The 24,130-nt window shown below is 63.1% G+C and carries 17 protein-coding genes; 11 read left to right on the top strand and 6 right to left on the bottom strand.

The features are described from left to right. Positions 1–35 precede the first annotated feature (35 nt). The 5 genes from A4A58_RS16725 (at position 36) to lpxC (ending at position 7,034) form a co-directional block, all read left to right on the top strand. Positions 36–1,046: a D-alanine--D-alanine ligase family protein gene (locus A4A58_RS16725; RefSeq protein ID WP_068734102.1), complete on the top strand. Its 1,011-nt coding sequence runs from the start codon at positions 36–38 to the stop codon at positions 1,044–1,046. A 479-nt stretch (positions 1,047–1,525) separates the two neighbouring features. Further along, positions 1,526–2,530: a cell division protein FtsQ/DivIB gene (locus A4A58_RS16720; protein ID WP_068734087.1), complete on the top strand. Its 1,005-nt coding sequence runs from the start codon at positions 1,526–1,528 to the stop codon at positions 2,528–2,530. Continuing rightward, complete coding sequence (gene ftsA / locus A4A58_RS16715) at positions 2,527–3,852, top strand: cell division protein FtsA (protein ID WP_068734085.1); 1,326 nt, start codon at positions 2,527–2,529, stop codon at positions 3,850–3,852. Before A4A58_RS16720 ends, ftsA begins: the two co-directional genes overlap by 4 nt. Positions 3,853–3,950: 98 nt before the next feature. Then, the gene (ftsZ, locus tag A4A58_RS16710; protein ID WP_068734083.1) at positions 3,951–5,720 is read left to right on the top strand and encodes a cell division protein FtsZ; all 1,770 of its coding nucleotides are present in this window, start codon (positions 3,951–3,953) and stop codon (positions 5,718–5,720) included. 348 nt (positions 5,721–6,068) lie between these two features. Next, a complete protein-coding gene (lpxC, locus tag A4A58_RS16705) occupies positions 6,069–7,034 on the top strand; it encodes a UDP-3-O-acyl-N-acetylglucosamine deacetylase (RefSeq protein WP_068734081.1) in 966 nt (321 codons plus the stop codon). Positions 7,035–7,114: 80 nt separating this feature from the next. On the opposite strand, the gene A4A58_RS30815 is transcribed toward lpxC, so the two are convergent. Further along, complete coding sequence (locus tag A4A58_RS30815) at positions 7,115–7,288, bottom strand: hypothetical protein (protein WP_158005698.1); 174 nt, start codon at positions 7,286–7,288, stop codon at positions 7,115–7,117. Positions 7,289–7,826: 538 nt separating this feature from the next. On the opposite strand from A4A58_RS30815, the gene A4A58_RS16700 reads away from it, so the two are divergent. From A4A58_RS16700 to ligA, 3 genes are all read left to right on the top strand, one after another. Next, entirely contained in the window at positions 7,827–8,723 is an 897-nt protein-coding gene (locus tag A4A58_RS16700; protein ID WP_068734100.1) for an outer membrane protein assembly factor BamD, read from the top strand. A gap of 13 nt (positions 8,724–8,736) precedes the next feature. Next, positions 8,737–10,410, top strand: coding sequence for a DNA repair protein RecN (gene recN, locus A4A58_RS16695; protein WP_068734078.1), 1,674 nt, complete (start codon positions 8,737–8,739; stop codon positions 10,408–10,410). Positions 10,411–10,593: 183 nt separating this feature from the next. Beyond that, positions 10,594–12,744, top strand: a complete 2,151-nt coding sequence (gene ligA / locus A4A58_RS16690; RefSeq protein ID WP_068734077.1) for an NAD-dependent DNA ligase LigA — start codon at positions 10,594–10,596, stop codon at positions 12,742–12,744. 1,059 nt (positions 12,745–13,803) lie between these two features. On the opposite strand, the gene A4A58_RS16685 is transcribed toward ligA, so the two are convergent. Both A4A58_RS16685 and A4A58_RS16680 read right to left on the bottom strand, forming a co-directional pair. Continuing rightward, positions 13,804–15,027 carry a multidrug effflux MFS transporter gene (locus A4A58_RS16685; protein WP_081421912.1) on the bottom strand — a complete coding sequence of 408 codons (1,224 nt, stop codon included), beginning with the start codon at positions 15,025–15,027 and terminating at the stop codon, positions 13,804–13,806. 78 nt (positions 15,028–15,105) lie between these two features. Continuing rightward, complete coding sequence (locus A4A58_RS16680; RefSeq protein ID WP_068734073.1) at positions 15,106–16,944, bottom strand: aminopeptidase P family protein; 1,839 nt, start codon at positions 16,942–16,944, stop codon at positions 15,106–15,108. Between the two features lie 189 nt (positions 16,945–17,133). Between A4A58_RS16680 and A4A58_RS30355 the strand changes: the two genes are divergently transcribed. After that, positions 17,134–17,349, top strand: coding sequence for a hypothetical protein (locus A4A58_RS30355; RefSeq protein WP_139069871.1), 216 nt, complete (start codon positions 17,134–17,136; stop codon positions 17,347–17,349). A gap of 71 nt (positions 17,350–17,420) precedes the next feature. On the opposite strand, the gene A4A58_RS16675 is transcribed toward A4A58_RS30355, so the two are convergent. Beyond that, positions 17,421–18,311: a 50S ribosomal protein L11 methyltransferase gene (locus A4A58_RS16675; protein WP_068734071.1), complete on the bottom strand. Its 891-nt coding sequence runs from the start codon at positions 18,309–18,311 to the stop codon at positions 17,421–17,423. Positions 18,312–18,514: 203 nt separating this feature from the next. Continuing rightward, complete coding sequence (locus A4A58_RS16670; protein ID WP_068734069.1) at positions 18,515–20,116, bottom strand: phytoene desaturase family protein; 1,602 nt, start codon at positions 20,114–20,116, stop codon at positions 18,515–18,517. Between the two features lie 249 nt (positions 20,117–20,365). Here A4A58_RS16670 and A4A58_RS16665 point away from each other — a divergent pair, with 249 nt between their 5' ends. Next, positions 20,366–22,642, top strand: a complete 2,277-nt coding sequence (locus A4A58_RS16665; protein WP_068734067.1) for a spermidine synthase — start codon at positions 20,366–20,368, stop codon at positions 22,640–22,642. 60 nt (positions 22,643–22,702) lie between these two features. Here the strand turns inward: A4A58_RS16665 and A4A58_RS16660 are convergent, their stop codons facing one another. Then, a complete protein-coding gene (locus A4A58_RS16660) occupies positions 22,703–23,491 on the bottom strand; it encodes a L,D-transpeptidase (RefSeq protein ID WP_068734064.1) in 789 nt (262 codons plus the stop codon). Between the two features lie 278 nt (positions 23,492–23,769). Between A4A58_RS16660 and A4A58_RS16655 the strand changes: the two genes are divergently transcribed. Then, positions 23,770–24,096, top strand: a complete 327-nt coding sequence (locus tag A4A58_RS16655) for a hypothetical protein (RefSeq protein WP_068734063.1) — start codon at positions 23,770–23,772, stop codon at positions 24,094–24,096. The last annotated feature ends 34 nt before the right edge of the window (positions 24,097–24,130 follow it).

The raw sequence follows: 24,130 nt of genomic DNA, 5'->3' as shown, positions 1-24,130 counted from the left end.
AGGCGCGATTCGCGGATGGGTTCGGAGACGACACGATGACGGAGCAGGCGAGACCTCAGCGGATCACCATCATGTTTGGTGGCCTGAACAAGGAGCGTCTGGTGTCGGTGGCCTCCGCACAGGCCCTGCACAGCGCGTTGCCCGATGCGGATCTCTGGTTCTGGGATGCCGATGACCGCGTCTACGAGACGTCGGGCACGGCGCTGCTCTCGCATGATCGTCCGTTCGAGGATCCGTTCAAGCCCGGCGGCAGCAGCATCGGCGTGCTGACGCAGGCGCTCGACAAGGCCCAAGCCGAGAACCGTGTGCTGGTGCTCGGCATGCATGGCGGCGCTGCGGAGAATGGCGAGCTGCAGGTGATGTGCGAGATGCGCGGCATCCCGTTCACAGGTTCCGGCTCAGCGTCATCCAATCTGTCTTTCGACAAGGTCGGCGCAAAGCGCTTCGCAGCCATCGCAGGCGTGCCCATCGCGGCGGGTGTCGCATTGAGCGACATGGAAGCGGCGCTCGCCGAATACGGCAAGCTGATCGCCAAGCCCGCGCGTGATGGATCGAGCTACGGCCTGATGTTCGTCAATGCGAAACAGGATCTCGTCGCCGTGCGCAATGCGGCCAAGACCGAGGACTATGTGATTGAGCCGTTCGTCGCTGGCGTTGAGGCGACCTGCGCCGTGCTGGAGCAGGCCGATGGCTCGCTGATCGCATTGCCGCCGATCGAGATCATCCCGGCCGATGGCGGTTTCGACTACGAGGCGAAATATCTCGCCAAATCGACGCAGGAGATCTGCCCCGGGCGTTTCACGCCGGAGGTTTCAGCGGCGATCATGGATTTCGCGGTGAAGGCGCACCGCGCGATGTCGTGCCGCGGCTATTCGCGGTCGGACTTCATCGTGTCGGCCAAAGGCCCAGTCTATCTGGAGACCAACACGCTCCCGGGTCTGACCAAAGCCTCGCTCTATCCCAAGGCGTTGAACGCGCAGGGGATCAGTTTCGTCGATTTCCTGAACGGGCAGATCGATCTGGCGGTGAAGCGGGCAGGCGGCTAGCCATCCAGTTATCTCACTCCGTCATGGCCGGGCTTGTCCCGGCCATCCACGTCTTTGCTTTCCGCCAAGGCGTGGATGCCCGGCACGAGGCCGGGCATGACGGAGTTTAATCGCTGGCCGTCGCAACACCCGATCACCCCCGTTAATTCCGGCAACCCGGCGATGCCGGCCACGAAGCCGCCGCAGTTCCCTCGGGCAGGTCAGCCACACCTTGGCTAAAGTCTTCCACAGCCGCATCAAATCGCGCTCTGCGCCCATCCCCTTTACACTTTGTTTACCAGGAAGCCCGAAGGTTAACGCTGGCGGCGCGTGTAGCGCTTGGCTGCCGAGGCGTGAACTTTGCGGGGATTCCGTGACGACGCGTATCGATGGAAAACCGGCCTTTTTCAAAGGCTTGAATCCATTCCGGCATGACCGAGACGTCACTCGCGCCTCAAGTCCCGCGCCAATGCGGACGTAACCTGTGACGAGCTCGTGGTATGGATGGTGGAGGACGCCTCTCTCGGTCGGTGCGACCCTTGAGGCCCCAAGCTGATCTTAAAATGGCTGCCCTTGGGGCAGGCATTCTGCTGCGTGAGCAGCTGAGCCCGCTCGCCCGCTTCTGGGCCCGATTTCGTGCCGCCAAGCCTGCCGTCCGCGAACAGAGCTCCAACCGCTTCATTGCGACGCTCGAGCGTTACGCGCCGCGCCGCGTCGGCATTGCGGCCACCGTGCTGATGCTGACGGGCAGCCTCGCGCTTGGCGTGGTCAAGGGCAATCACGTCGACGAAATGGTCGAAGCTTTCAGCGATACGCGTAACGCTGCGGCCAATGCTGCCGGCTTCCGCATTGCTTCCGTCATTCTCAACGGCCGCAAGCAGCTGACCCAGGACGAGATCCTGGCCATCGGCGGCGTCAATGGTCGCTCCTCGCTGTTCTTCCTCGATGCCGCGGCTGTTCGCGACAAGCTCAAGGCCAATCCGTGGATTGCCGACGCCAATGTGCTGAAGCTGTATCCGAACCGTCTGCAGATCGATGTCACCGAGCGCACGGCCTTTGCGCTGTGGCAGGAGGACGGTCGTCTCTCGGTGATCGCCGATGACGGTGCCGTTCTCGAAAACTACGTGTCGCGCCGCTTCATGTCGCTGCCGCTGGTGGTGGGCAAGGGCGCCGACAGTGGCGCCAGGGATTTCCTGGCACTACTCGATCGCTATCCGCAGGTCCGCTCGGTCACCAAGGCCGCGATCTTCGTCGGCGAGCGCCGCTGGAATCTGCGCCTGAAAGATGGCCTCGACATTCGCCTCCCGGAAAACGACGTCGGTAACGCGCTGGCCATGCTCAGCAAGCTCGACAAGGAAGACCGCCTGTTCTCGCGCGACATCGTCGCCATCGACATGCGGCTGTCGGATCGGCTGACCGTGCGGCTGTCGGAAGATGCTGCGAAGGCGCGCGAAGATCTGTTCAAGGCACAAGACAAGTCCAAGAAGAAGGCTGGCGCGGCATGACCGGTCTCGATCGCAACCAGGCGCCGAAAACGCGTCAGATGGCGGCCAACCGCACCGCGCTGGTGGCGTCGCTGGACGTCGGCACCAGCAAGATCGCGTGCATGATCGCGCGTCTGCGGCCATCCGCGCCAAACGAAGCCCTGCGCGGTCGCAGCCATGCGGTCGAGCTGATCGGCTACAGCCAGATCCAGTCGCGCGGCGTCAAGTCCGGCGCGATCGTCGATATGGGCGAGGCCGAGCAGGCCGTCCGTCAGGCGGTGGCGCTGGCCGAACGCATGGCCAAGGTTCGGGTCGAATCCGTGCTGCTGTCGGTGTCGGCCGGTCGCCTGCAGGGCCAACTGATTGAAGCGTCAGCCGATATCAAGGGCGGCGCCGTCACGGCCTCCGACATCGCACGCGTCACCTCGACCGGCATGCGCCACGCGACGCCGCCGGGCCGCACGGTGCTCCATGCATTGCCGGTCGGCTATTCGCTCGATGGCGTGAAGGGCATTCGCGATCCCAAGGGCATGGTCGCCTCGCAGTTCGGCGTTGATATGAATGTCGTCACCGCCGATGCGACGGTCGCACGTAACCTGATGCTGGTCGTCGAGCGCTGCCATCTCAATGTCGAAGCCATGGCTGCGGCGCCTTATGTCGCAGGTCTCTCTGTTCTCACCGACGACGAGACCGATCTCGGTGCTGCCGTCGTCGAGATGGGTGCAGGTACGACAACGATCGCGACCTATTCCGGCGGACGCTTCGTGCACGCCTCGGGATTTGCGGTCGGCGGGCAACACATCACCATGGATCTTGCGCGCGGACTCGGTGCTTGCATCGCGGATGCCGAGCGAATCAAGACGTTATATGGCACGGTGCTGACGGGTGGCTCCGATGCGCGCGAACTCATGAACGTGCCGACGGCTGGTGATAACGATCGCGATTTTCCGCAGGTCGTATCCCGCGCCACGATCGCGAACATCGTGCGTCAGCGTGCCGAGGAGATTTTTGAAATGGTCAGGGACCGGTTGGCGGATTCGCCCTTCGCTGCAGAACCGCGCGCACGCGTGGTGCTGTCAGGCGGCGCGTCGCAGCTCACGGGCCTTGCCGAACTCGGCAGCCAGATTCTCGGACGGTCCGTTCGCATTGCACGACCACTCGGCTTCGGCCGGCTGCCCAATGAAGCCAAGAGTGCTTCGTTCGCGGTGCCGTCGGGCCTGCTGGTCTATCCGCAATTCGCTCATCTTGAACATGTCGAACCGCGGCATACGCGGCAGCTCAAGACAGGGACCAGTGACGGTTATTTCGGAAAGGTCGGACGATGGCTTCGAGAGGGCTTCTGATGAAATTTTTCCGGCCAGTGTTTTTTCCATCTCCGACGCCATCGGCCACCGGCCCATGGCATGACCACACAACGCGCGCGTAATCGAGAGGCAACCTCATGACCATCAATCTCAACGTTCCTGATATCAGCGAGCTGAAGCCCCGCATTACCGTGTTCGGTGTCGGTGGCGCTGGCGGCAACGCCGTCAACAACATGATCACCGCCGGTCTGCAGGGCGTCGATTTCGTCGTCGCCAACACGGATGCACAGGCGCTGACCATGTCGAAGGCCCAGCGCATCGTGCAGATGGGCACGCAGGTCACCCAGGGCCTCGGTGCCGGTTCGCAGCCCGACGTCGGCGCTGCCGCCGCGCAGGAAGTTATCGACGAAATCCGTGATCACCTGACCGGCGCCAACATGGTGTTCGTCACCGCCGGCATGGGCGGCGGCACCGGCACCGGTGCAGCGCCGGTTATCGCCAAGACCGCGCGCGACATGGGCATTCTCACCGTCGGCGTGATCACCAAGCCGTTCCACTTCGAAGGCCAGCGCCGCATGCGCACCGCCGAAGCCGGCATTGCCGAGCTCCACAAGGTGGTCGACACGCTGCTGATCATCCCGAACCAGAATCTGTTCCGGGTCGCCAACGAGAAGACCACCTTCGCCGACGCTTTCGCGATGGCCGACCAGGTTCTCTATTCGGGCGTTGCCTGCATCACCGACCTGATGGTCAAGGAAGGCCTCATCAACCTCGACTTCGCCGACGTGCGCGCAGTCATGAAGGAGATGGGCAAGGCGATGATGGGCACCGGCGAAGCCACCGGTGAGAAGCGCGCGCTGACCGCGGCGGAAGCTGCGATCGCCAACCCGCTGATCGACGATAGCTCGATGAAGGGTGCCCGCGGCCTGCTGATCTCGATCACCGGCGGCAAGGACCTGACCCTGTTCGAAGTCGACGAAGCCGCGACCCGTATTCGCGAAGAAGTCGATGCCGACGCCAACATCATTGTCGGCGCCACCTTCGACGAGAGCCTCGACGGCGTGATCCGCGTGTCGGTCGTCGCCACCGGCATCGAGCAGGCCATGCTGGCCCGCAATTCCTCGGCTCCGGTCACCACCGTGACCTCGGCCGTTGCTGCTCCTGCTGGCAACGGTGCTCCGGATGCCCGCCTGGCCGATCTGACCGCGCGTCTCCGCGCGGACAACCAGCGTCTCGCTGCCGCAGCGGCCGCCAAGTCTGCCGGCGCTCCGGCGCCCGCTGCCGCACCCCGCGCCCCGGCCACCAGCCATGAGCGTGCCGCGCTCGCCGCCATCGCCGCTGCCGTGGCTCCGGAAGCCGCTGCGCCGCAGCAGTATGGCGACGTGATGGTACGTCCGATCGCGCAGAAGCCCTCGCTGTTCCCGGAAGCGCCGCGCCAGGAAGCCCCTGTCGAAGCGCCGATCCCCGAACAGTTCATTCCGCCATCGGCCGAACGTGCTCCGCTGCGCGCTCCGCGGATGCCGAAATTCGAAGAACTGCCGATGCCGGCCCAGAATGAGATCCGTCAGGCACGTGGCGAATCGGAAGAGGAACCGCAGAAGGCTCGCCTGTCGCTGCTGCAGCGTCTGGCCAATGTCGGTCTCGGTCGCCGCGACGAGGAAACGGAAGCGCCGGTCTCCGGTCGTCCGTCGGCCCCGCCGATGGCTCCGATGCCGCCGCTGCCCGAGCGTAAGCCACAGCGCAGCGTCGCCCAGCAGATGGGCAACGAGCCGCCGGTGTCCGAATACGCCCGTCGTCCGGCACCCCAGGGTCTCGATTCGCATGGTCGCCCTGCGCCTGTTGCGCCGGCGCCACAGGGCGACGATCATCTGGATATCCCGGCCTTCCTGCGCCGCCAGACAAGCTGACATTTGTTACAATCGTGACGACGACAGAAGCCCCGGCTGGATCAGCCGGGGCTTTCGTTTGCGACGGGTGCCCAAAAGCGGCAGGATTTCTTAACCTATTGATAGTAAGTCATTAATCTTTACCGTCACGCTCTGCCAAGGCTCGAAACGGACGTGGAACCGGCAGAAATTTTGGTTAACCCCTGGCCTGATTGCGGCAAAGGTGGGGTAACAATCGGTAAAAAAGCGTGAGTTGGCGCACTTTGTGGCAGGGGTTAATGTGACTGCGACTCGGGGACTCAGGAGGCCGCAAGGTTCGACTGAGAGAGAGTCCCTCTCATGACGAGAGGCTACTTGGGTGGGTACCTTATGACTTTCAGCCGACAGACAACGCTTGGATCGCAAGCCACCGTTACCGGTGTCGGCGTCCATTCCGGAAAGCCTGTCAGTCTCACGCTTGGACCTGCGCCCGTCGATGCAGGTTATATTTTTGTTCGCACCGGTCTTGAAGGTGTCGATCGCGAAATCCAGGCCGACGCCAAATCCGTTATCGCCACCGAGTTTGCCACCGTGCTCGGCGATCGTGAAGGCCCAATCGTTTCCACCGCCGAACATGTTCTTGCTGCGCTGCGCGGCATGGGCATCGACAACGCCACCATCGAAGTCGATGGACCGGAAGTGCCGATCATGGACGGCTCCGCAGCCGCCTTCGTCGCCGCCATCGATCAGGCCGGCGTTGTGGAGCAGGGCGCCCGTCGCCGCTTCATTCAGGTTCTCAAACCGGTGCAGGTTGCCATCGGTGACTCGTTCGGCGAAATCCGCCCTCACGCTGCGGGCTTCCGCGCTGAAGTCGAAATCAGCTTCGCCAATCCGGTGATTGGCCGCCAGAGCTACGTGCTCGATCTCAATCCCGAATCCTTCCGCCGCGATATCGCCCGTGCACGCACCTTCGGTTGCATGAACGACGTGGCCCGCCTCTGGAGCGCCGGTTTCGCGCTCGGCGCGTCCTTCGAGAATTCCGTCGTGTTCGACGATGACAAGCTGCTCAACACCGAAGGCCTGCGCTACAGCGATGAATGCGCCCGCCACAAGGTGCTGGACGCCGTCGGCGACCTCGCGCTGGCCGGTCTGCCGATCCTCGGCGCCTACCGCTCGGTGCGCGGCGGCCACAAGCTCAACAATGCCGTGCTCTGCGCCCTGATGGCCGATCGTTCGGCCTGGAAGATCGTCGAAGCCGATGCCGTCCCCGTCCGCCGCGGCCGCGCCAGCGCCGATGTCACCTCGGGCATGCTTGGCGGCATGATCGCCCCGGCTTTCGGCCCGGACGTTTCCTGAGATCGACTGCTGAAGATTGTCAGCTCCTGACGCCGAGCGTTGGAGCGTACCTCATCCCGATATTCTGAGCATCCGTCGTCTTAAGCCGGTCGCTTCGAATCGTTGAGCTTCGGTGGTTTATAGTTGCGCGGCTGTTCTGCCGTGATGGTCGGATATTTGTGGGTGATCCGTCGATAGCTCAGCCAAGCCGTTACAGAAACGGCGGCCGCGAATAACACGGGAGCCGCGTAGGGTAGAATTTCAAGGCTGTTCATCAAGCCCTCCCAAGACTAGCTGTCCGAGCAAATGTAAGCCGACGCAAAGCGCTCCGCAAAGGAGAATGAGGCCCCACAATCCATCAGCGTTTTGCACCTGGGGTCCGAAGTGAAAATATCGCGACAGGATAGGAACCACGACACCCGTGCCGCCCAGCGTTACCGATGCGGCATTGCACCAATTCGCGATCAGCTTGATGGTTTCGTTTTTGACCACTCATGGGAACAGGTGCCTGTGGATGTTCTCCCAGAGGTAAAATAGATCATCAACACCCGTTTGGCGAGAGTTCAGGTGTTTGCCGTTATTGCTGGAGCGAATGTCATTTGTTGCCGGGACATCCCCGGTAACCATAACCGCCTGTATCTCCACATCCTTCGCCTTAATCCGGGCGAAATGGCTCCGTATCCGGTTGGTTAACGGATGTCATTCGGGTAGATAGAGCACGCGGTCAAGCGAAGCTGCGGGCGCGTATCCGGTTGGTCCGTGATTGTGCGCGTACCGCGCAGACACCGCATGAAGGCGTCAGGTCTCAGATATATGTCGGCACAGCGCATTACGCTCGAATCCCGTGATTCCCTGCTCACCCGCTTCGGCCGCCATGTGCGGTTGGCGTCGGGCCTCATCGTGCTGGCCGTGCCGCTGAGCGGCTGCGGCACCGGCGCGATCTGGGACAAGTTCGGCACCAAGGACGACACCTTCGTCGAGGAGCCCGCCGACAAGCTCTATAATGAGGGCTTGTACCTCATGAACCAGAACAAGGATCCGAAGGCCGCCGCGAAGAAATTCGAGGAAGTCGATCGTCAGCATCCGTATTCGGAATGGGCGCGCAAGTCGCTGCTGATGTCGGCCTATGCTGCCTATGAATCCGCCGATTACGACACCTGCATCGGTTCGGCGACGCGCTATGTCACCCTGCATCCCGGTAGCCCGGATGCGGCCTATGCGCAGTATCTGATCGCCGCCTCGCATTACGACCAGATCCCGGACATCTCGCGCGACCAGGGCCGCACCGAAAAGGCGATGGCGGCGCTCGAGGAAGTGGTCCGCAAATATCCGACCTCGGAATATGCGACCTCGGCCAAGAAGAAGCTGGAAGGCGCACGCGACCAGATTGCCGGCAAGGAAATGGAAATCGGCCGCTACAATCTCGACAAGCGCAACTACACCGGCGCCATCAACCGCTTCAAGACCGTCGTGACGCAGTACCAGACCACGCGTCACGTCGAGGAGGCGCTGATGCGCCTGACAGAGGCGTATATGGCGATCGGCGTGGTCGGCGAGGCGCAGACCGCTGCCGCCGTGCTTGGCCACAACTTTCCTGACAGCAAGTGGTACAAAGACGCCTACAATCTTGTAAAGTCCGGCGGTCTCGAGCCGAGCGAGAACAAGGGGTCTTACCTGAGCAAGGCCTTCAAGAGATTTGGCCTCGGTTAGGAACTGACCTCCCATGCTGGCCCGTCTGTCGATCCGTGACATCGTCCTGATCGAACGGCTCGATATCGAGTTTTCCCGCGGTCTTGCAGTGCTGACCGGTGAAACCGGCGCCGGCAAATCCATTCTTCTCGATGCGTTTGCGCTGGCCCTTGGCGGCCGCGGCGATGCCGGGCTCGTGCGCCACGGCGTCGAGCAGGGCCAGGTGACGGCCGTGTTCGACCTGGCCAAGGGCCATCCGGCGCTGGCGATTCTCAAGGACAACGGCTTCGACGACGATTCCGGCGAGATGATTCTGCGCCGCGTGCAGCTCGCCGACGGCCGCACCCGTGCCTTCATCAACGATCAGGCGATCTCCGTGCAGACCATGAAGGCGGTCGGCGCCGCTTTGGTCGAGATCCACGGCCAGCACGACGAGCGCGCCCTGGTGGACGCCGCCACGCATCGCCGGCTGCTTGATGCCTTTGCCGGACTGGAGAAGGACGTTACCGCGCTGGAGACGCTCTGGGACGCCCGCAAGTCCGCTTATGCGGCCCTTGAAAGCCATCGCGCCAATATGGAGCGCGCCGCCCGCGATGCCGATTATCTGCGCCACGCCGCGGATGAGCTGAAGAAGCTCAATCCGAAGGACGGCGAGGAGAGCAAGCTTGCGGAGCGCCGCACCGGCATGATGCACGGCGAGAAGATAGCGGCCGATTTGCGCGAGGCGCAGGAGGCCGTGTCCGGCCATCATTCGCCGATCTCGTCGCTGGCCGCCGCCGTGCGCCGGCTGGAGCGCCGCGCCGGTTCATCGCCGTCGCTGGTCGAGCCCGCGGTGAAAGCGATCGACGTCGCCATCAACGCGCTGGAGGAGGCCGACCAGCATCTTGCCGCCGCGCTCATCGCCGCCGATTTCGATCCTACGGAACTCGAGCGCATCGAGGAACGGCTGTTCGCGCTGCGCGGCGCCGCGCGGAAATATTCGACACCGGTCGACGGGCTCGCCGCGCTGGCCGCAAAATATTTTGCCGATGTCGCCACCATCGATGCCGGCGCCGGCCAGCTCAAGGGGCTGGAGAGCGCGGCGTCGGAGGCCGACAAGAAGTACAGCGCTGCGGCGACCAAGCTTTCGGCCGCGCGCATCAAGTCCGCCGAGAAGCTCAACAAGGCCGTGATCGCCGAACTCGGGCCGCTGAAGCTGGAACGCGCCAAGTTCATCACCCAGGTCGATAGCGATGCGCAGGCGCCGGGGCCACACGGCATCGACCGCGTCGAATTCTGGGTTCAGACCAATCCCGGCACCCGCCCGGGCCCAATGATGAAGGTCGCCTCCGGCGGCGAACTCTCGCGCTTCCTGCTGGCGCTCAAGGTGGTGCTGTCGGACAAGGGCTCGGCACCGACTCTGGTGTTCGACGAAATCGACACGGGGGTCGGCGGTGCCGTCGCCGACGCCATCGGCGCACGCCTGGCGCGGCTCGCCGGCAAGGTCCAGGTGATGGCCGTCACCCATGCGCCGCAGGTCGCCGCGAGGGCCGACCAGCATCTGCTGATCTCCAAGGACGCCCTCGACAAGGGCAAGCGCGTCGCGACGCGCGTCAACACGCTGGCCGAGGATCACCGCCGCGAGGAAATCGCGCGGATGCTCGCGGGTGCGGAGATCACCGCCGAAGCGCGGGCCGCAGCGGAGCGGTTGCTCAAGGGCGCGGCCTGATTTGAACTGTCATTCCGGGGTGCTCGCGCTTGCGAGCGAACCCGGAACCGCGACGTGCACCTTGTTTCACCATTGTACTCCGTCATGCCCGGCCTTGTGCCGGGCATCCACGTCTTTACAACAGCGCTTCAAGGCGTGGATGGCCGGGACAAGCCCGGCCATGACGAACATCGGTGACCGCGTATGGCAAAACCCGCAAAAAATCCCCCCGACATCTCCACGCTCACGAAGCCCAAAGCGAAGATCGAGCTGATGCGGCTGTCGCTGGAGATGGAAGCGCACAACAAGCGCTACTATCAGGACGACGCACCGACGGTGTCGGATGCGGACTACGACGCGCTGCGTCGCCGGGTCGAGGCGATCGAGGCGAAGTTTCCCGATCTCGTCACCGGCGCGTCGCCGACACAGACGGTCGGCGCAGCGCCCGCGCGCGGCTTCACCAAGGTGCAGCATGTGGTGCCGATGCTGTCGCTGGGCAATGCGTTCAGCGATGAGGAAGTGACCGAATTCGTGGAGCGCATCCAGCGCTTCCTCAAGCTCGATGAAATCCCGGCCATCGTCGCCGAGCCGAAGATCGACGGTCTGTCGCTGTCGCTGCGCTACGAGAACGGTGAGTTGATCCGCGCCGCCACGCGGGGCGACGGTTTTACGGGCGAGGACGTCACCGCCAATGTTCGCACCATCAAGGACATTCCAACGACGCTGAAAGGCAAGCACATCCCTGCCGCCTGCGAGCTGCGCGGCGAGGTCTACATGCTCAAGAGCGACTTCCTCGCGCTCAACAAGAAGCAGGAAGAGGCCGGCGACACTGTGTTCGCAAATCCGCGCAACTCGGCAGCGGGCTCATTGCGCCAGAAGGACGTGGCGATCACTGCGTCACGTCCATTGAAATTCTTCGCCTATGCCTGGGGCGAGATGTCGGACTATCCGATGGCGGAGCCCACCCAGCACGCGATGATCGCGTGGCTGGGCAAGGTCGGTTTCACCGTCAATCCCGAGATCACCTCGTGCAAGAGCGTTGATGACGCGCTGGCCTTCTATCGCCGCATCGGCGAGATCAGGGCCAAGCTCGGTTATGACATCGACGGCGTCGTCTACAAGGTCGACCGCATCGACTGGCAGGCGCGATTGGGTTTTGCCGGCCGCGCGCCGCGCTGGGCGATCGCGCATAAATTCGCGGCCGAGCAGGCGACCACGGTGCTGGAGAAGATCGACATCCAGGTCGGCCGCACCGGCGCGCTGACGCCGGTGGCGCGGCTGACGCCGATTACGGTCGGCGGCGTCGTAGTGTCGAATGCGACGCTGCATAATGCCGACTATATCGCGGGCATCGGCAATGACGGCCAGCCGCTGCGCGACGGCGTCGATATCCGCGAAGGCGACACGGTCATCGTGCAGCGCGCCGGCGACGTCATCCCGCAGGTCGTCAATGTCGCCCTCGACAAGCGCCCGAAGAGCGCAAAGCCGTATGAATTTCCCACCAAGTGTCCGGTCTGCGGCAGTCATGCGATCCGCGAGAATGACGAAGTCGTCACGCGCTGCACCGGCGCGCTGGTCTGCCCGGCGCAGGCGGTCGAGAAGCTCAAGCATTTCGTCTCGCGCCTCGCCTTCGACATCGATGGGCTCGGCGACAAGCAGATCCAGGAATTCTACGACGAGGGCATCATCATGCACCCCGTCGATATCTTCACGCTGGCCAAACGCGACGAGCGCAACACCAAGAAACTGCGTGACCGCGAAGGCTATGGCGAGACCTCGGTGCGCAACCTGTTTGCCGCCATCGATGACCGCCGCAAGATCGAGCTCAATCGCCTGATCTTCGCGCTCGGCATCCGCCACATCGGCGAAGGCAATGCCAAGCTGTTGGCACGGCACTATGGATCATTCACCGCGTTCCGCGAAGCGATGCTGGCGGCGGCTGCGGGGCAGGGCAGCGAGGAGAACACGTCTGAAGCCTATGCCGATCTCAACGCCATCGACGGCGTCGGTGAAATCGTCGCCGACGCGGTCGTCGAGTTCTTTGCCGAGAAACGTAATGTGAAGGCGCTCGATGAATTGCTGAGCGAGATCGAGGTGCTCGATGTCGCGCAGGCCAAGACCGATACGCCGGTGGCCGGCAAGACCGTGGTGTTCACGGGCTCACTGACCAAGTTCACGCGTGATGAAGCGAAGGCGGGTGCCGAGCGTCTCGGTGCCAAGGTGGCAGGCTCGGTGTCGAAGAAGACGGACTATGTCGTCGCGGGTGAGGACGCCGGTTCGAAACTCACCAAGGCACGCGACCTCGGCGTGGCGGTATTGACGGAAGACGAGTGGCTGGCGCTGATCGGGGGGTAAAGACCCGCACGGTCATTCCGGGGCGTGCGCCGCCGGCAAAGCCGGCAGAGCACGAACCTCGATCCACACTCGTCATTCCGGGGCGCATGAAAGCGGCGGAGCCGCTGCAATGCGAACCCGGAATCCCGAAGTGTTTTGCTGAACATGTCGAGATTCCGGGTTCGCCTGCGCGAAGGCGCGCAGCCGCCCCGGAATGACGAGTGGTGGGCGGGCGCAAAGCCCCTAAACATTTTTTCCTATTCCTCATTGACACCATCCTCGTCAGGTTTATATTCCCCTCTGTCCTGCCCCACCGAGAGGGGCGATCGCGATCGTCACGTTCGCGGGGTGGGATGCGGTGGACGCCGGAGATGCGGCGTCACGCGGTTCATGGATGACGTCTGTCTTCGGGCAGGACGGATCTGCGCCAGCACTGCCACTGGCAAGGAGACGGCCGACCTTGGGATGGAAAGAATCCTGGACGGTGTGACGGACGACCAAGTCAAAACGTGTCCGGCTTACTCGCTTGAGGCACCCTGTCCCTCCGCCTTGGGACTGTAATTTTGGTGATCGGATCGTCGCCATGGCGAAGCGCAAGCAACCGAAAAAACACCGCAGGCGGAACGTCGGGCATTTGCCTGACGCCTCCGAAAGTCCTGATGCACTCCAGATTGCGGAAGACCGCATTCGCATCAGGCCCAAGGGTGCAACGGGCACCCGGCGTTCCGCACGCCCTCTCACAAGAGGGTGGGAATGCAAAGGACGACGGCGCCCCCGCGCCGCAAACAATGGGGGCGATGACGCATGTCTGAAGAGCAGTGGCTGTTTGACAGTTGAATCTGAACTAGCGTGACGCGCGAACGCCAAAACCAAACGCCGTCATGCCCGGCGCATGCCGGGTATCCACGCCTTGGCCACAAAAGAAGACGTGGATGGCCGGAACAAGTCCGGCCATGACGAACGAGAGAGTGATGTGTAGGATGGGTAGAGCGCAGGCGCGTTTGCGCCGAAGCGAAACCCATCAATTGCAAGCCAGGAAAGCGATGGGTTTCGCGAAGACGCTCTACCCATCCTACGCGATCACAACAATCCCGTCTCCTCACCTTCGGCCTTCTCGATCATCTCTTCCGTCACGACCACCTTGCGGCGGGGGACCAGAAAGATCATCGCGGCTGCGCAGCCGCAGGACAGCACGACGAGTGCGATATTGAGCGGCACCGGCGTTGCGAAATGGCCGCCGAGCCAGGCGCCGAATTGCGAACACAGCGAGCCCAATCCCATCTGCAGGAAGCCCATCATGCCGGATGCCGTGCCCGCGGCCTGCGGCCGAATGCTGAGCGCACCGGCAGCGCCGTTCGACATCACGAAGGCATTGCCGAACATCACGATCATATGGGTGAGGAACAGCCAGGCCGGATTCTGGTTCAGCCCGGTGAGACCCCAGACCACGTTGAGCATGGCACCGCCGAATTGCAGCGCGAGGCCGAACCAGATCAGTTGTTCGATGGTCCGGCGCGGAGCGAAGCGCACGCAACACAGATTGCCGACGAGATAGGCCAGACCCGATGTCGCGAACCATGCGCCATATTCGGCCGAGGTACGGCCCATCTGCGTGACCACCACATAAGGGCCGCCGCCGGCGAACGTGAAGATGATCCAGGAGGCCACGACGTAACAGAGGAGATAGCCGATAAACGTGCGGCTGCGCAGCAGGACGCGGGAGTCGGCGATGAAGCCGCCGCCACTCACGTCACTGGCGGCTCGCCGTCTCGTCTCGGGTAGAAAAAATGCGATCGCGAGCGTCACGACCAGCGAAGACGCGGTGACTACATAGAAGATCGCGCGCCAGCCGAAGCCGGTCTCGAGCAAACCGCCGGCCAGCGGGCTCAGCATCTGCGCGATCATCATCACGGCGATGACGAGGCTGATCATCGCGCCGACGCGCTCGCGCGGATAAAGATCCCTGATGATGGCGCGGCTCATCACCATGCCCGTGGCGCCGCCGAGCGCCTGAAAGAACCGCGCGGCGATGAGTTGCGGCAATGTGAGCGCAAAGCTGCTGCCGATGCCGGCGATCACCATCAGGCCGAGACCGGCAAGCAGCACAGGCCTTCGGCCGAACTTGTCGGACAGCGGTCCCATGATGAGCTGCGAGAAAGCGAGGCCGACCATGTAGAGCGACACGGTCATCTGCGCGATCGAGATGTCGGCGTCGAAAGTGCGGGCGAGTTCGGGCAGCGCCGGCACCAGCATATAGAGCGAGATCGGCGCGATGCCGGTCATCACCACCAGCAACAGCAGCATCACCCGCGATTTGGAGAGGTCGACGACGTCGACTTTGGGAATGGGCGGGCTGTAATTCACGTGGTGGCTGTTCTCTCGCTATTGCGGCTGCGTCAGCGGCTCGGTCGCCGCTTCGAGCCAGACGCGCGTCGCTTCATCGTCGAGCAGCGGCATCACCTCGCGGCGAACGCGGGCGTGATAGTCGTTGATCCATTTCAGCTCGCGCTTGCTGATGCGATGCGTATTGATCAGCCGGCGGTCGATCGGCGCCAGCGTCAGCGTTTCGAATTCATTCATCGGCTGTTCGGCGCCCTCGATATGGGCTTCGACAACCAGTTCGAGATTCTCGATGCGAATGCCGAAGGCGTCGGTCTTGTAGTAGCCGGGCTCATTGGAGAGGATCATGCCACGCTTGAGCGGCGTAGTGCCGAGCTTGGAGATCCGCGCCGGGCCTTCATGCACCGACAGATAGCTGCCAACGCCGTGGCCGGTGCCATGGGCGAAATCGAGGCCGGCATGCCAGAGGAACTGGCGTGCCAGCGTATCGAGCTGCGCGCCCGTCGTGCCATCGGGAAACGCCGCGCGGGCAATGGCGATATGGCCGCGCAGCACGCGCGTAAAACGATCGCGCATTTCGTCGGTCGGCTCGCCGATGGCGATGGTGCGGGTGACGTCGGTGGTGCCGTCCTCATATTGCGCGCCGGAATCGATCAGCAGGAGATCGCCGAGCGCGATACGGCGATTGGTCTTGCGGGTGACGCGGTAATGCACGATGGCGCCGTTCGGGCCGGTGCCGGCGATGGTCGGAAACGAGACATCCTTCAGCGCGCCGGTCTGGCGGCGGAATGTCTCCAGCGCCTCGACGGTGTCGATCTCGGTGAGCTTGCCCTTCGGCGCCTCGCGGTCGATCCAGGCGAGAAAGCGCGCCAGTGCCACAGCATCGCGGCGATGCGCGGTCTGTGTGCCCTTGATCTCGACGGGATTCTTCACGGCCTTCAGCAGCGCAACGGGATCGGCACCGCGCACGGGCTTGCCGCCGGCAGCCGTGATCAACCGGCTCAGCGCATCGGCGGCGGTGGCATTGTCGAGCGCAATCGAAGCACCCGAGGCGGCGAGGTTTGCGAGCGCCGACGTCAGCGCATCCGGCTCCTGCACATCGGCCGAGACTTCAAGATGGTTGCGCGTGCTGTTGGAGAGCTTGCGGTGGTCGATGAAGATCTGCGGGCGGCCGTGTTTCGGTACCAGCGCATAGGACAGCGGCAGCGGCGTATGGGAGACATCCGCGCCGCGGATGTTGAAGGTCCAGGCGACCGCATGGGAATCCGACAGCACCAGCGCATCGACACGAAGCCGCTCCATCTCGCCGCGGATCTGGGCGAGCTTGTCGGCCTCGGAAACGCCGGCATAGTTGAGCGGGTGAATCGATACCGCGCCGAGCGGCGGCGCCGGACGCTCGGCCCACACCGAATCGAGCGGATTGCTGTCGACCGCCACCAGTTCGGCGCCGGCCTTGGCGCAGGCCGCTGCCAGCCTCTCGGCTGCCGCAGAAGTGTGCAGCCATGGATCAAATCCGAGGCGATCTTCGGGCTTGAGGTGGTCGGCGAGCCAGGTCTCCGGCGGCGGCTCGACCAGCGACTGGATGCTCCACGCATTCACATCAACTTGTTTGGCGGCCTGCAGCGTATAGCGGCCGTCGACGAAGACAGCGGCTTCCTGCAGTAGCACCACGGCCATGCCGGCCGATCCGGTGAAGCCGGTGAGCCAGGCCAGCCGCTCGTCGGAGGGCGGCACATATTCGTTCTGCTGCTGATCGGCGCGGGGAATCACGAAGCCTGTCAGTTTCCGGCGCAGCAATTCCTCGCGAAATGCGGCCAGCCGCGCAGTCAGCGCCACGCCGCTTTCGGGCTCTTCGAACGTCTGGAAATGGGCTTCGAACATCGCGGGATCATCCTATGGGTGCGCTGTCAGGCCTGCAATCGAGGGGCAGGGTTGCGCAGATTTGGCACAAGTTATGCTTGAAATCTGATGGTTGTGTTCAACCGGATGGAACAACGTCCCCCGGCTTGTGTTGTCGGTGCGATGCTTGGCCATTCAGAGTGTCTCAACTCAACGAAGAGGGGATACACAATGCCTGCTTTTACGTTCGAGAAAATTTCGCCACCCGCCACGCTTGGCCATTCCCAGCCTACCCAGGTGCAGTCCACCCAAACTCCGCCCAGTCAGCCAAATCAACGCAGCGGTATCATCCAGATTCTGGGCCGTTTCGTCGAAGCCCGCGTGACGCGCGTCGAGCGGCTGGAAAATGCAACGCTTCGTCGCCGCGACGTACCGCCCCCGAAGTAGCAAAATCAGCCGGCAGCTTTAGCCAGATCGCCCGTCGTTATTCCGGAGTTCGGAAAATGGCGAAAGGCGTGTCAGCCTGCGCGTTGCATCAACAGGCTGCTCCAGCCTTCGATGATCTGATGCTTGCGGAGCACAAGCCCGCGGGCGCGATACGCGGCGATCACGCTCATCGCCTGATGCGGCAACAGCCCGGACAAGATCACCATTCCATTGCGCGTGAGGTGTCGTGCCATGTCGGTCGACATCGCGCGCAGTGGATTGGCGAGGATGTTTGCGAGGATCAGATCGAACGGTGCGCGATCGCCGAAGGCCGGCGACGAGAAGCCCGTTGCGCAAACGGTATCGACGAGATTACCGACGCCGTTGAGCCGCATATTCTCGCGCGCCACCTTCACAGACATCGGATCGATATCGGTCGCCAGCACGCGCCGTTTCGTGGCCTTGGCTGCAGCGATGGCCAGCACGCCTGTGCCGGTACCCAGATCGAGCATCCGTTTCGGTGCCTTCGCGCGCAACACATAATCGAGATAGATGAGGCAGCCGCGCGTGGTGCCGTGATGGCCGGTGCCGAAAGCGAGTGCGGCTTCGATCTCGATCCCGAGTTGATTGGGCCGTACTTGGTCCCGGTCATGCTGGCCATGGACGATGAAGCGGCCGGCGCGCACTGGCACCAGACCCTTGAGGCTCTCCTTGACCCAGTCCTTGGCCTCGATGCTGTCGAACACGATGCTCGCCGCCACGGTGTCATCCGAGGCAAGGCTGACGAGCTCGCGGATCGAGGCTTCGTCCGGCGGATCGGCGAAATGCACGGTGACGTCCCAGCGGCCCTCGGGGCTCTCGAAAGCAGCAATCGCGGCCTGGCCTTCCTCGAAACTCTCGGTGAGGAGATCGACGATGCGCTTGGCGCTGAATTCGTCGCCGACGGCGAAGGTGGCGCGGCTGGTTCCTTGGGGCGTGGTCATCGCGGGTCCGGGTGGCGTCGTGAACAGGGTCTGCACAGCTTAGGCGCGCTTGGTACAGGGTTTATACCGGCGGGGATACAGGGGCGATACAGTGGCGATGCACAGGGTTATAAGCTGATTATACCGTTATACTCCCGAGCTTCCGCACAGGCTTGTTCAGGACCCATCCACTGTCTATGCACAGGCTTATCCACAGGATGTCCTCAGCCGAACAGCGCCCGGTGGTCCCTGAGGATCGCCCTGGCCGCATTGTGGCCAGGCGCGCCCGTCACGCCGCCGCCGGGATGTGCACCGGAGCCGCAGTGATAGAGCCCCTTCAGCGGCCCGCGATAATCGGCATGGCCGAGCATCGGGCGGGCCGAGAACAGCTGGTTCAGCGAGAGCGCGCCATGGAAGATGTCGCCGCCGAGCAGGCCGAAGTCGCGCTCCAGATCGAGCGGTGACAGCGCCTGCCGGCCGATCACACTGGCGGCAAAGCCGGGCGCGTAGTCGTCCACCGTCTTGATCATCAGGTCCGCGACCTCGTTACGATGGTCATCCCAGGATGCGCCGTTCGGGAGTGTCGGTGCAACATGCTGGCAAAAGAGACTGGCGACGTGCTGGCCTGGTAGGCTGAGGCTGTCATCAAGAGTGGAGGGGATCAGTACTTCGACAATCGGCTGGCGGCTCCAGCCGTGCTGCTTCGCATCGAGCCAGGCGCGATCCATGTAGGCGAGACTTGGCGCGATGATAATGCCGGCCGAGAGATGATCGCCATTGCCGGGCAGCGCGGTGAATGAGGGCAGCGCGTTCAGCGCGACATTCATGCGGAACGTGCCGGAGCCGTTGCGCCAATTGCGGATGCGATCGAGGAACGGCTTGGGCAGCGCATCCGCCGGCATCAGCTGTGTATAGAGCAGCTTCGGATTGACGTTGGAGGCGACATATTTCGCGCGGATACTCTCGCCATTGTCGAGGATGACGCCGACGACCCTGTCGTTCTCCACGAGCACTTCGCGCACGCCGTTGTCGAGTTCGATCTGCACGCCGTGCGAACGTGCCGCGGCGGCCATGGCCTGCGTGATCGCGCCCATGCCGCCGATGGCGTGACCCCAGACGCCCTTCTTGCCGTTCACTTCGCCGAAGGCGTGATGCAGCATCACATAGGCCGAACCGGCGGCATAGGGGCTCGCATAGTTGCCGACCACGGCATCGAAGCCGAACAATGCCTTCACCAGATCATGCTCGAACACATCGTCCAGCATCTCGCCGGCGGAGCAGGTAAACAGATCGAGCAATACGCGCTGCTGTTCGATGGTCAGTGCGTTGAGAATCTTCGCGGTGCCGAGCGCATTGATGGCTTCGCTGATCGCGCCGACACCGAAACCTTGCACGACGTTCGGCGGTGAACGCAGCACGAAGTCCCTGAGCACGTCGGCGATGACTTCGAGCTCATGCGAGAACGTGCCGATCCGCTCGGCATCGCGCGCGTTGAGCTTGGCAACCGACTGTTGCGTGCGACCTTCGCCGGTGAGGAGATAGCTGCCGTCCGGTGCGGGAATGAAATTCTGCGCCTTACGCTCGACGATCCGCAGGCCGTTTTCGGCGAGCTTCAGATCAGAGGCGATCTGCGGGTTGAGCAGGCTGACAGTGTAGGCCGCGACCGAATTGCGGAAGCCGGGATGAAACTCCTGCGTCACCGCGGCACCGCCGACCACGGAACGTCGTTCGACCACCTTCACGCGCAATCCGCTCATGGCGAGATAGGCCGCGCAAGTGAGGCCGTTATGGCCGGCGCCGATGATCAAAACGTCGGTGTCTGACATGTCTGCTTCAACAAGGCCTGCTAGAGCGTTTTCCCGCGAAGTGGCGACCGGGTTGCATGAAGAAAACGCGTCATAAGAAAATAGGGCCCTCTTTATCGAAGAGGTGCGCGCGCGGCACAAGGCCGCCCATCACGATTGTGGTTCCATAGTTAGCGCACATTGCCCGAAACGGTGCCATATGCTCCATTCCCGCCCGCCGGTTACCGGCCGGATTCTCGCCTTTCTGCCGTGCAATATGCTGGAGCCTTCATGAGTTCGTCGCAGCCCGTCGCCGCCCCAAATTCGGCTTCCCGCAATCGGCTCCTTCTGGTGGTTTACACCGCGGCGATCTTCACCAGCGCGCTCCTGTTATTCTCGGTGCAGCCCCTGTTCACCAAGATGGTGCTGCCGCGGCTCGGCGGGTCACCGGCGGTGTGGTCGGTGGCGATGGTGTTCTTCCAGTCGCTGCTGCTCGGCGGCTACGCCTATGCCCACTACCTGATGCAATTGCGCAGCCGACTGGTGCCGATCGTCGTTCATCTCCTGCTGCTGATCGTTGCGCTGCTGACGCTGCCGCTGTCCATCGCATCGGGCTGGGGCACGCCGCCGGAGAGTGGCTATGCGTTCTGGCTGCTCGGCCTGTTCGCGGTGTCGATCGGTCTGCCGTTCTTTGCGCTCGCTGCGAACAATCCGCTGCTGCAGGCATGGTTCGTGCGCACCGGCCATCCCAATGGTCACGATCCGTATTTCCTCTATGCGTCGTCGAATATCGGAAGCTTTCTTGCGCTGCTGACCTATCCGGTGCTGCTGGAGCCGATGTTTTCGCTGCGTACGCAGAATCTGATCTGGACGTCCGGCTATGGGCTACTGATCCTGCTGATCGCTGGCTGCGGCGTCTTGCTACTGAAGTCGCCGCCGATTGCGGTCATTGAACCGGGGGCTGATGCCATTGACGCGCCGGCGCCGAGCTGGGCGCTGCGTGCACGCTGGATCTTCCTCGCGGCTGTCCCATCCGGCCTGCTGATCGCGGTTACCGCGCATATCTCGACAGACGTCGCTGCGGCGCCGCTGCTCTGGGTGCTGCCGCTGTCGCTTTATCTGCTGACCTGGGTGCTGGTGTTCCAGTCGCGCCCGCTGCTGCCGCACTCATGGGTCTTGATGTTGCAGCCTCTCGCGATTGCCGGCGTGGTTGTCCTGCTCGCAGTTGGCGGCGAACAGAATCTGCTGCTGACCCTCGGTGGTCATCTGTTGTGCTTCTTCATTATTGCCATGGCGTGCCATGGTGAATTGGCCCGGCAGCGTCCGGCTGCCCGGTATCTCACGGGCTACTACGTCGCACTCTCATTCGGCGGCATGGTCGGTGGTCTGTTTGCTGGCCTGATCGCGCCATTCACATTTTCATGGATCGCGGAATACCCGATCCTGATCGCATTTGCCGTGCTGTGCAGGCCGTCATTGCCGGAGCGCTATTCCGGCTGGGCGCGCTGGTACTGGATCGCACTGGTCATCGCCGCGGTGGCGCTGATTGCACCGAGCTATACGACTGGCAAGCTGTTTACATGGATCGAAGCCCAGCGCGTCTATGTGGTCAGCACCGTTGCCGTTGTCGGCATAGTCGCAGCGATCCTGCTGCGCGCCGATCGGCTCAAGCTCGTGGCCATCACTGTCCTCGCGCTGGCGCTGATCCGTTTCTACCCGGCGGACGATGGCCGGGTAGAAACCGTGCGTAGTTTCTTCGGCGTGCACAAGATCGTGGTGACGCCGAACGGTCAGTATCACGTGCTGATGCACGGCACGACCATTCACGGCGCCGAAAAGTATCTCAACGACGATGGTACGCCGGTGACCGGACGTCCGGAGCCGATCTCCTATTATTACAAGGACGGTGGAATCGGGCAGGCGATCACGGCGGTGCGCGCCCGCAAGGGGGCACCGCTTCGTGTGGCGGTGATCGGCCTCGGTTCGGGGTCGCTGACCTGTGCGTCGGCGCCCGGCGAGGATTGGAAGTTTTTCGAGATCGACCAGTCGATGGTCGATACCGCCAAGGATCCGAAATATTTCAGCTACATCCAGAAGTGCGAACCCGACGTCAAGCCGGTGATCGGCGATGCGCGGCTCACTTTCGCGAAAGAGCCTGACGGCGTCTACGATCTCATCATCGTCGATGCCTATTCGTCGGACGCGATCCCGATCCATCTGGCGACCGAGGAGGCGATGGAGATCTACAAAGAAAAGCTCGCCCCGCAGGGCGCCGTCGTCATGCATGTGTCGAATCGGCATCTTGAACTCGCCAGCGTCGTGGTCGGCATCGCCGATGCCAATGACATGAAGAGCTGGGTGTATTCGGAGGATTCCGGCCGCGACAACGAATATATCTTCTCGACCAACGTGGTCATCTCGGCCCATGACGCCGCCGATGTCGGCTCCATCGCGACGTCATCGCAATGGGCCCTGACCGAGGCGAACGACGATCAGCGGGTTTGGACCGACGATTATTCCAACGTGCTCGGCGCCGTGTGGCGCCGGCTACGGGACGGGGATAACTGAAGCGTTTTCAAGCGAAGTGGACGCCGGTTCGCGTCAGGAAAACGCGTCACACATCTTCGCTCAGTTGTCCCCGAAGAAGCCGCGCGGCTGATACGGCCGCGGCGCGTAGGCCTGCGGCGGGTATTGCCGGCTGTAATAGCCGCGATTGGCGTAATACTGCTGGGTCTCGGCTTCGGTCATGCGGCGATAGCCGGGAGGGGCCGGATAACGCTGACCGTCATTGCCATCGGCCGGATAGATGTAACGATCGTCATCCGCCGGCTGGACCTGACGTGCGACGCGGCGGTTCGGTGCCACGGCCTGCGGCGTGAGATCCATGGGATTGCCGGCGGCGTCATAGGACGGTGTGGCGGGTGCGATGTCGCGGCGGGCGACGGCAGATGGCTTCGCCGGGCGCGGATTGCGGGCGAGGGCGACCTGTGAGGAGCCCGTCAGCGTGACGGTGGTGTTGAGTACCCCGTCGGCCTTGACCATGGCAAACAATGTCGCGGCGTTCTCGCGCGACAGTCGCACGCAGCCATGGGACGCCGGCGAGCCCAGGCGGCTCACGGAATCGGTGCCGTGGATGGCATGGCCCTTTTTGGTGAAGAAGATGGCATGGGGCATTGGCGCGTCGTCGAATTCCTTGGAGAAGTGATCCTCCTCCATGCGGAATGTCTGGAAGCTACCATTCGGGGTTTCGTAGGACGGAATACCTGACGAGACCGGCCAGCGATATTTCTCGACGCCGTCCTGAACGACGGTCAGCTGCTGGGCGTCCTTGTCGACGGTAATGGCAATCTTGGCCTGCGCAGTGCTGGTGGCGGCGAAAACAGCGAGACCTGCAAGGGTCATATAAAACGAACGCATCTTACCTTGGCCTCCGGGCCGTAACCTGTTGTACCGCCTACCGTCCCGCCTCCAATATGCATATGGGGCGGCCCGGGTGCCAGTGACAGTTTCGTGCATCCTTAATGTTGGGCTAGGCGGCACCAAGGCGGCGACCGGGCCGAAAGAGGGCTCGGCCCGACCCGAGGATGCGCGATAGGAAGCTTCTCATGGAGGCAGATGGAACCGGTTCCTAGGTCGCGCGTTGCCCTCCCACAATCGCAAGCGGCGAATTCTCGTCGCTCAGAGGGAAGCTCCAGATGACCGTTAAGACCGCTGTGTTGCCGATCAGTTCGTCGATGAAGACCCGCCTGGCATTCGCCGCGGGCGTGCTTGCTCTGGTCGCCATGCCGCATTTTGCGCAGGCGCAGGGCGTATTCCGGGGTGGTGAGCAGGGTGCCAACCAAGGTTACCGTGACGGCAATCGCGCCGCCGGACCGGTCGGCGGTGTGGTCGGTGGCGCAGTTGGCCTTGGCGTCGGCGCGGCCGTGGGCGGCGTCAAGGGCGTGCTGGGGATTCCCGAAGGCCGAAGGACCCAGTGCCGCGGCTATTACAACCGCAATGGCAAATTCCGCTGCTATCGCTAAGCAGACATCGATTTGAAATGAAAACGGCCCGGTT

Origin of the sequence: Tardiphaga robiniae (assembly GCF_001618955.1) — a bacterium.
Lineage (GTDB): Bacteria > Pseudomonadota > Alphaproteobacteria > Rhizobiales > Xanthobacteraceae > Tardiphaga > Tardiphaga robiniae_A.
The sequence above is the reverse complement of the archived record's forward strand: the minus strand, read 5'-3'. Positions and strand labels throughout refer to the sequence as shown.

Excerpts from the sequence above, each read along its gene's own strand:
- A4A58_RS16725 (WP_068734102.1), top strand. The coding sequence starts at position 36 with ATGACGGAGCAGGCGAGACCTCAGCGGATCACCATCATGTTTGGTGGC.
- A4A58_RS16720 (WP_068734087.1), top strand. The coding sequence starts at position 1,526 with ATGGATGGTGGAGGACGCCTCTCTCGGTCGGTGCGACCCTTGAGGCCC.
- ftsA (WP_068734085.1), top strand. The coding sequence starts at position 2,527 with ATGACCGGTCTCGATCGCAACCAGGCGCCGAAAACGCGTCAGATGGCG.
- ftsZ (WP_068734083.1), top strand. The coding sequence starts at position 3,951 with ATGACCATCAATCTCAACGTTCCTGATATCAGCGAGCTGAAGCCCCGC.
- lpxC (WP_068734081.1), top strand. The coding sequence starts at position 6,069 with ATGACTTTCAGCCGACAGACAACGCTTGGATCGCAAGCCACCGTTACC.
- A4A58_RS30815 (WP_158005698.1), bottom strand. The coding sequence starts at position 7,288 with ATGAACAGCCTTGAAATTCTACCCTACGCGGCTCCCGTGTTATTCGCG.
- A4A58_RS16700 (WP_068734100.1), top strand. The coding sequence starts at position 7,827 with ATGTCGGCACAGCGCATTACGCTCGAATCCCGTGATTCCCTGCTCACC.
- recN (WP_068734078.1), top strand. The coding sequence starts at position 8,737 with ATGCTGGCCCGTCTGTCGATCCGTGACATCGTCCTGATCGAACGGCTC.
- ligA (WP_068734077.1), top strand. The coding sequence starts at position 10,594 with ATGGCAAAACCCGCAAAAAATCCCCCCGACATCTCCACGCTCACGAAG.
- A4A58_RS16685 (WP_081421912.1), bottom strand. The coding sequence starts at position 15,027 with ATGCTGCTGTTGCTGGTGGTGATGACCGGCATCGCGCCGATCTCGCTC.
- A4A58_RS16680 (WP_068734073.1), bottom strand. The coding sequence starts at position 16,944 with ATGTTCGAAGCCCATTTCCAGACGTTCGAAGAGCCCGAAAGCGGCGTG.
- A4A58_RS30355 (WP_139069871.1), top strand. The coding sequence starts at position 17,134 with ATGCCTGCTTTTACGTTCGAGAAAATTTCGCCACCCGCCACGCTTGGC.
- A4A58_RS16675 (WP_068734071.1), bottom strand. The coding sequence starts at position 18,311 with ATGACCACGCCCCAAGGAACCAGCCGCGCCACCTTCGCCGTCGGCGAC.
- A4A58_RS16670 (WP_068734069.1), bottom strand. The coding sequence starts at position 20,116 with ATGTCAGACACCGACGTTTTGATCATCGGCGCCGGCCATAACGGCCTC.
- A4A58_RS16665 (WP_068734067.1), top strand. The coding sequence starts at position 20,366 with ATGAGTTCGTCGCAGCCCGTCGCCGCCCCAAATTCGGCTTCCCGCAAT.
- A4A58_RS16660 (WP_068734064.1), bottom strand. The coding sequence starts at position 23,491 with ATGCGTTCGTTTTATATGACCCTTGCAGGTCTCGCTGTTTTCGCCGCC.
- A4A58_RS16655 (WP_068734063.1), top strand. The coding sequence starts at position 23,770 with ATGACCGTTAAGACCGCTGTGTTGCCGATCAGTTCGTCGATGAAGACC.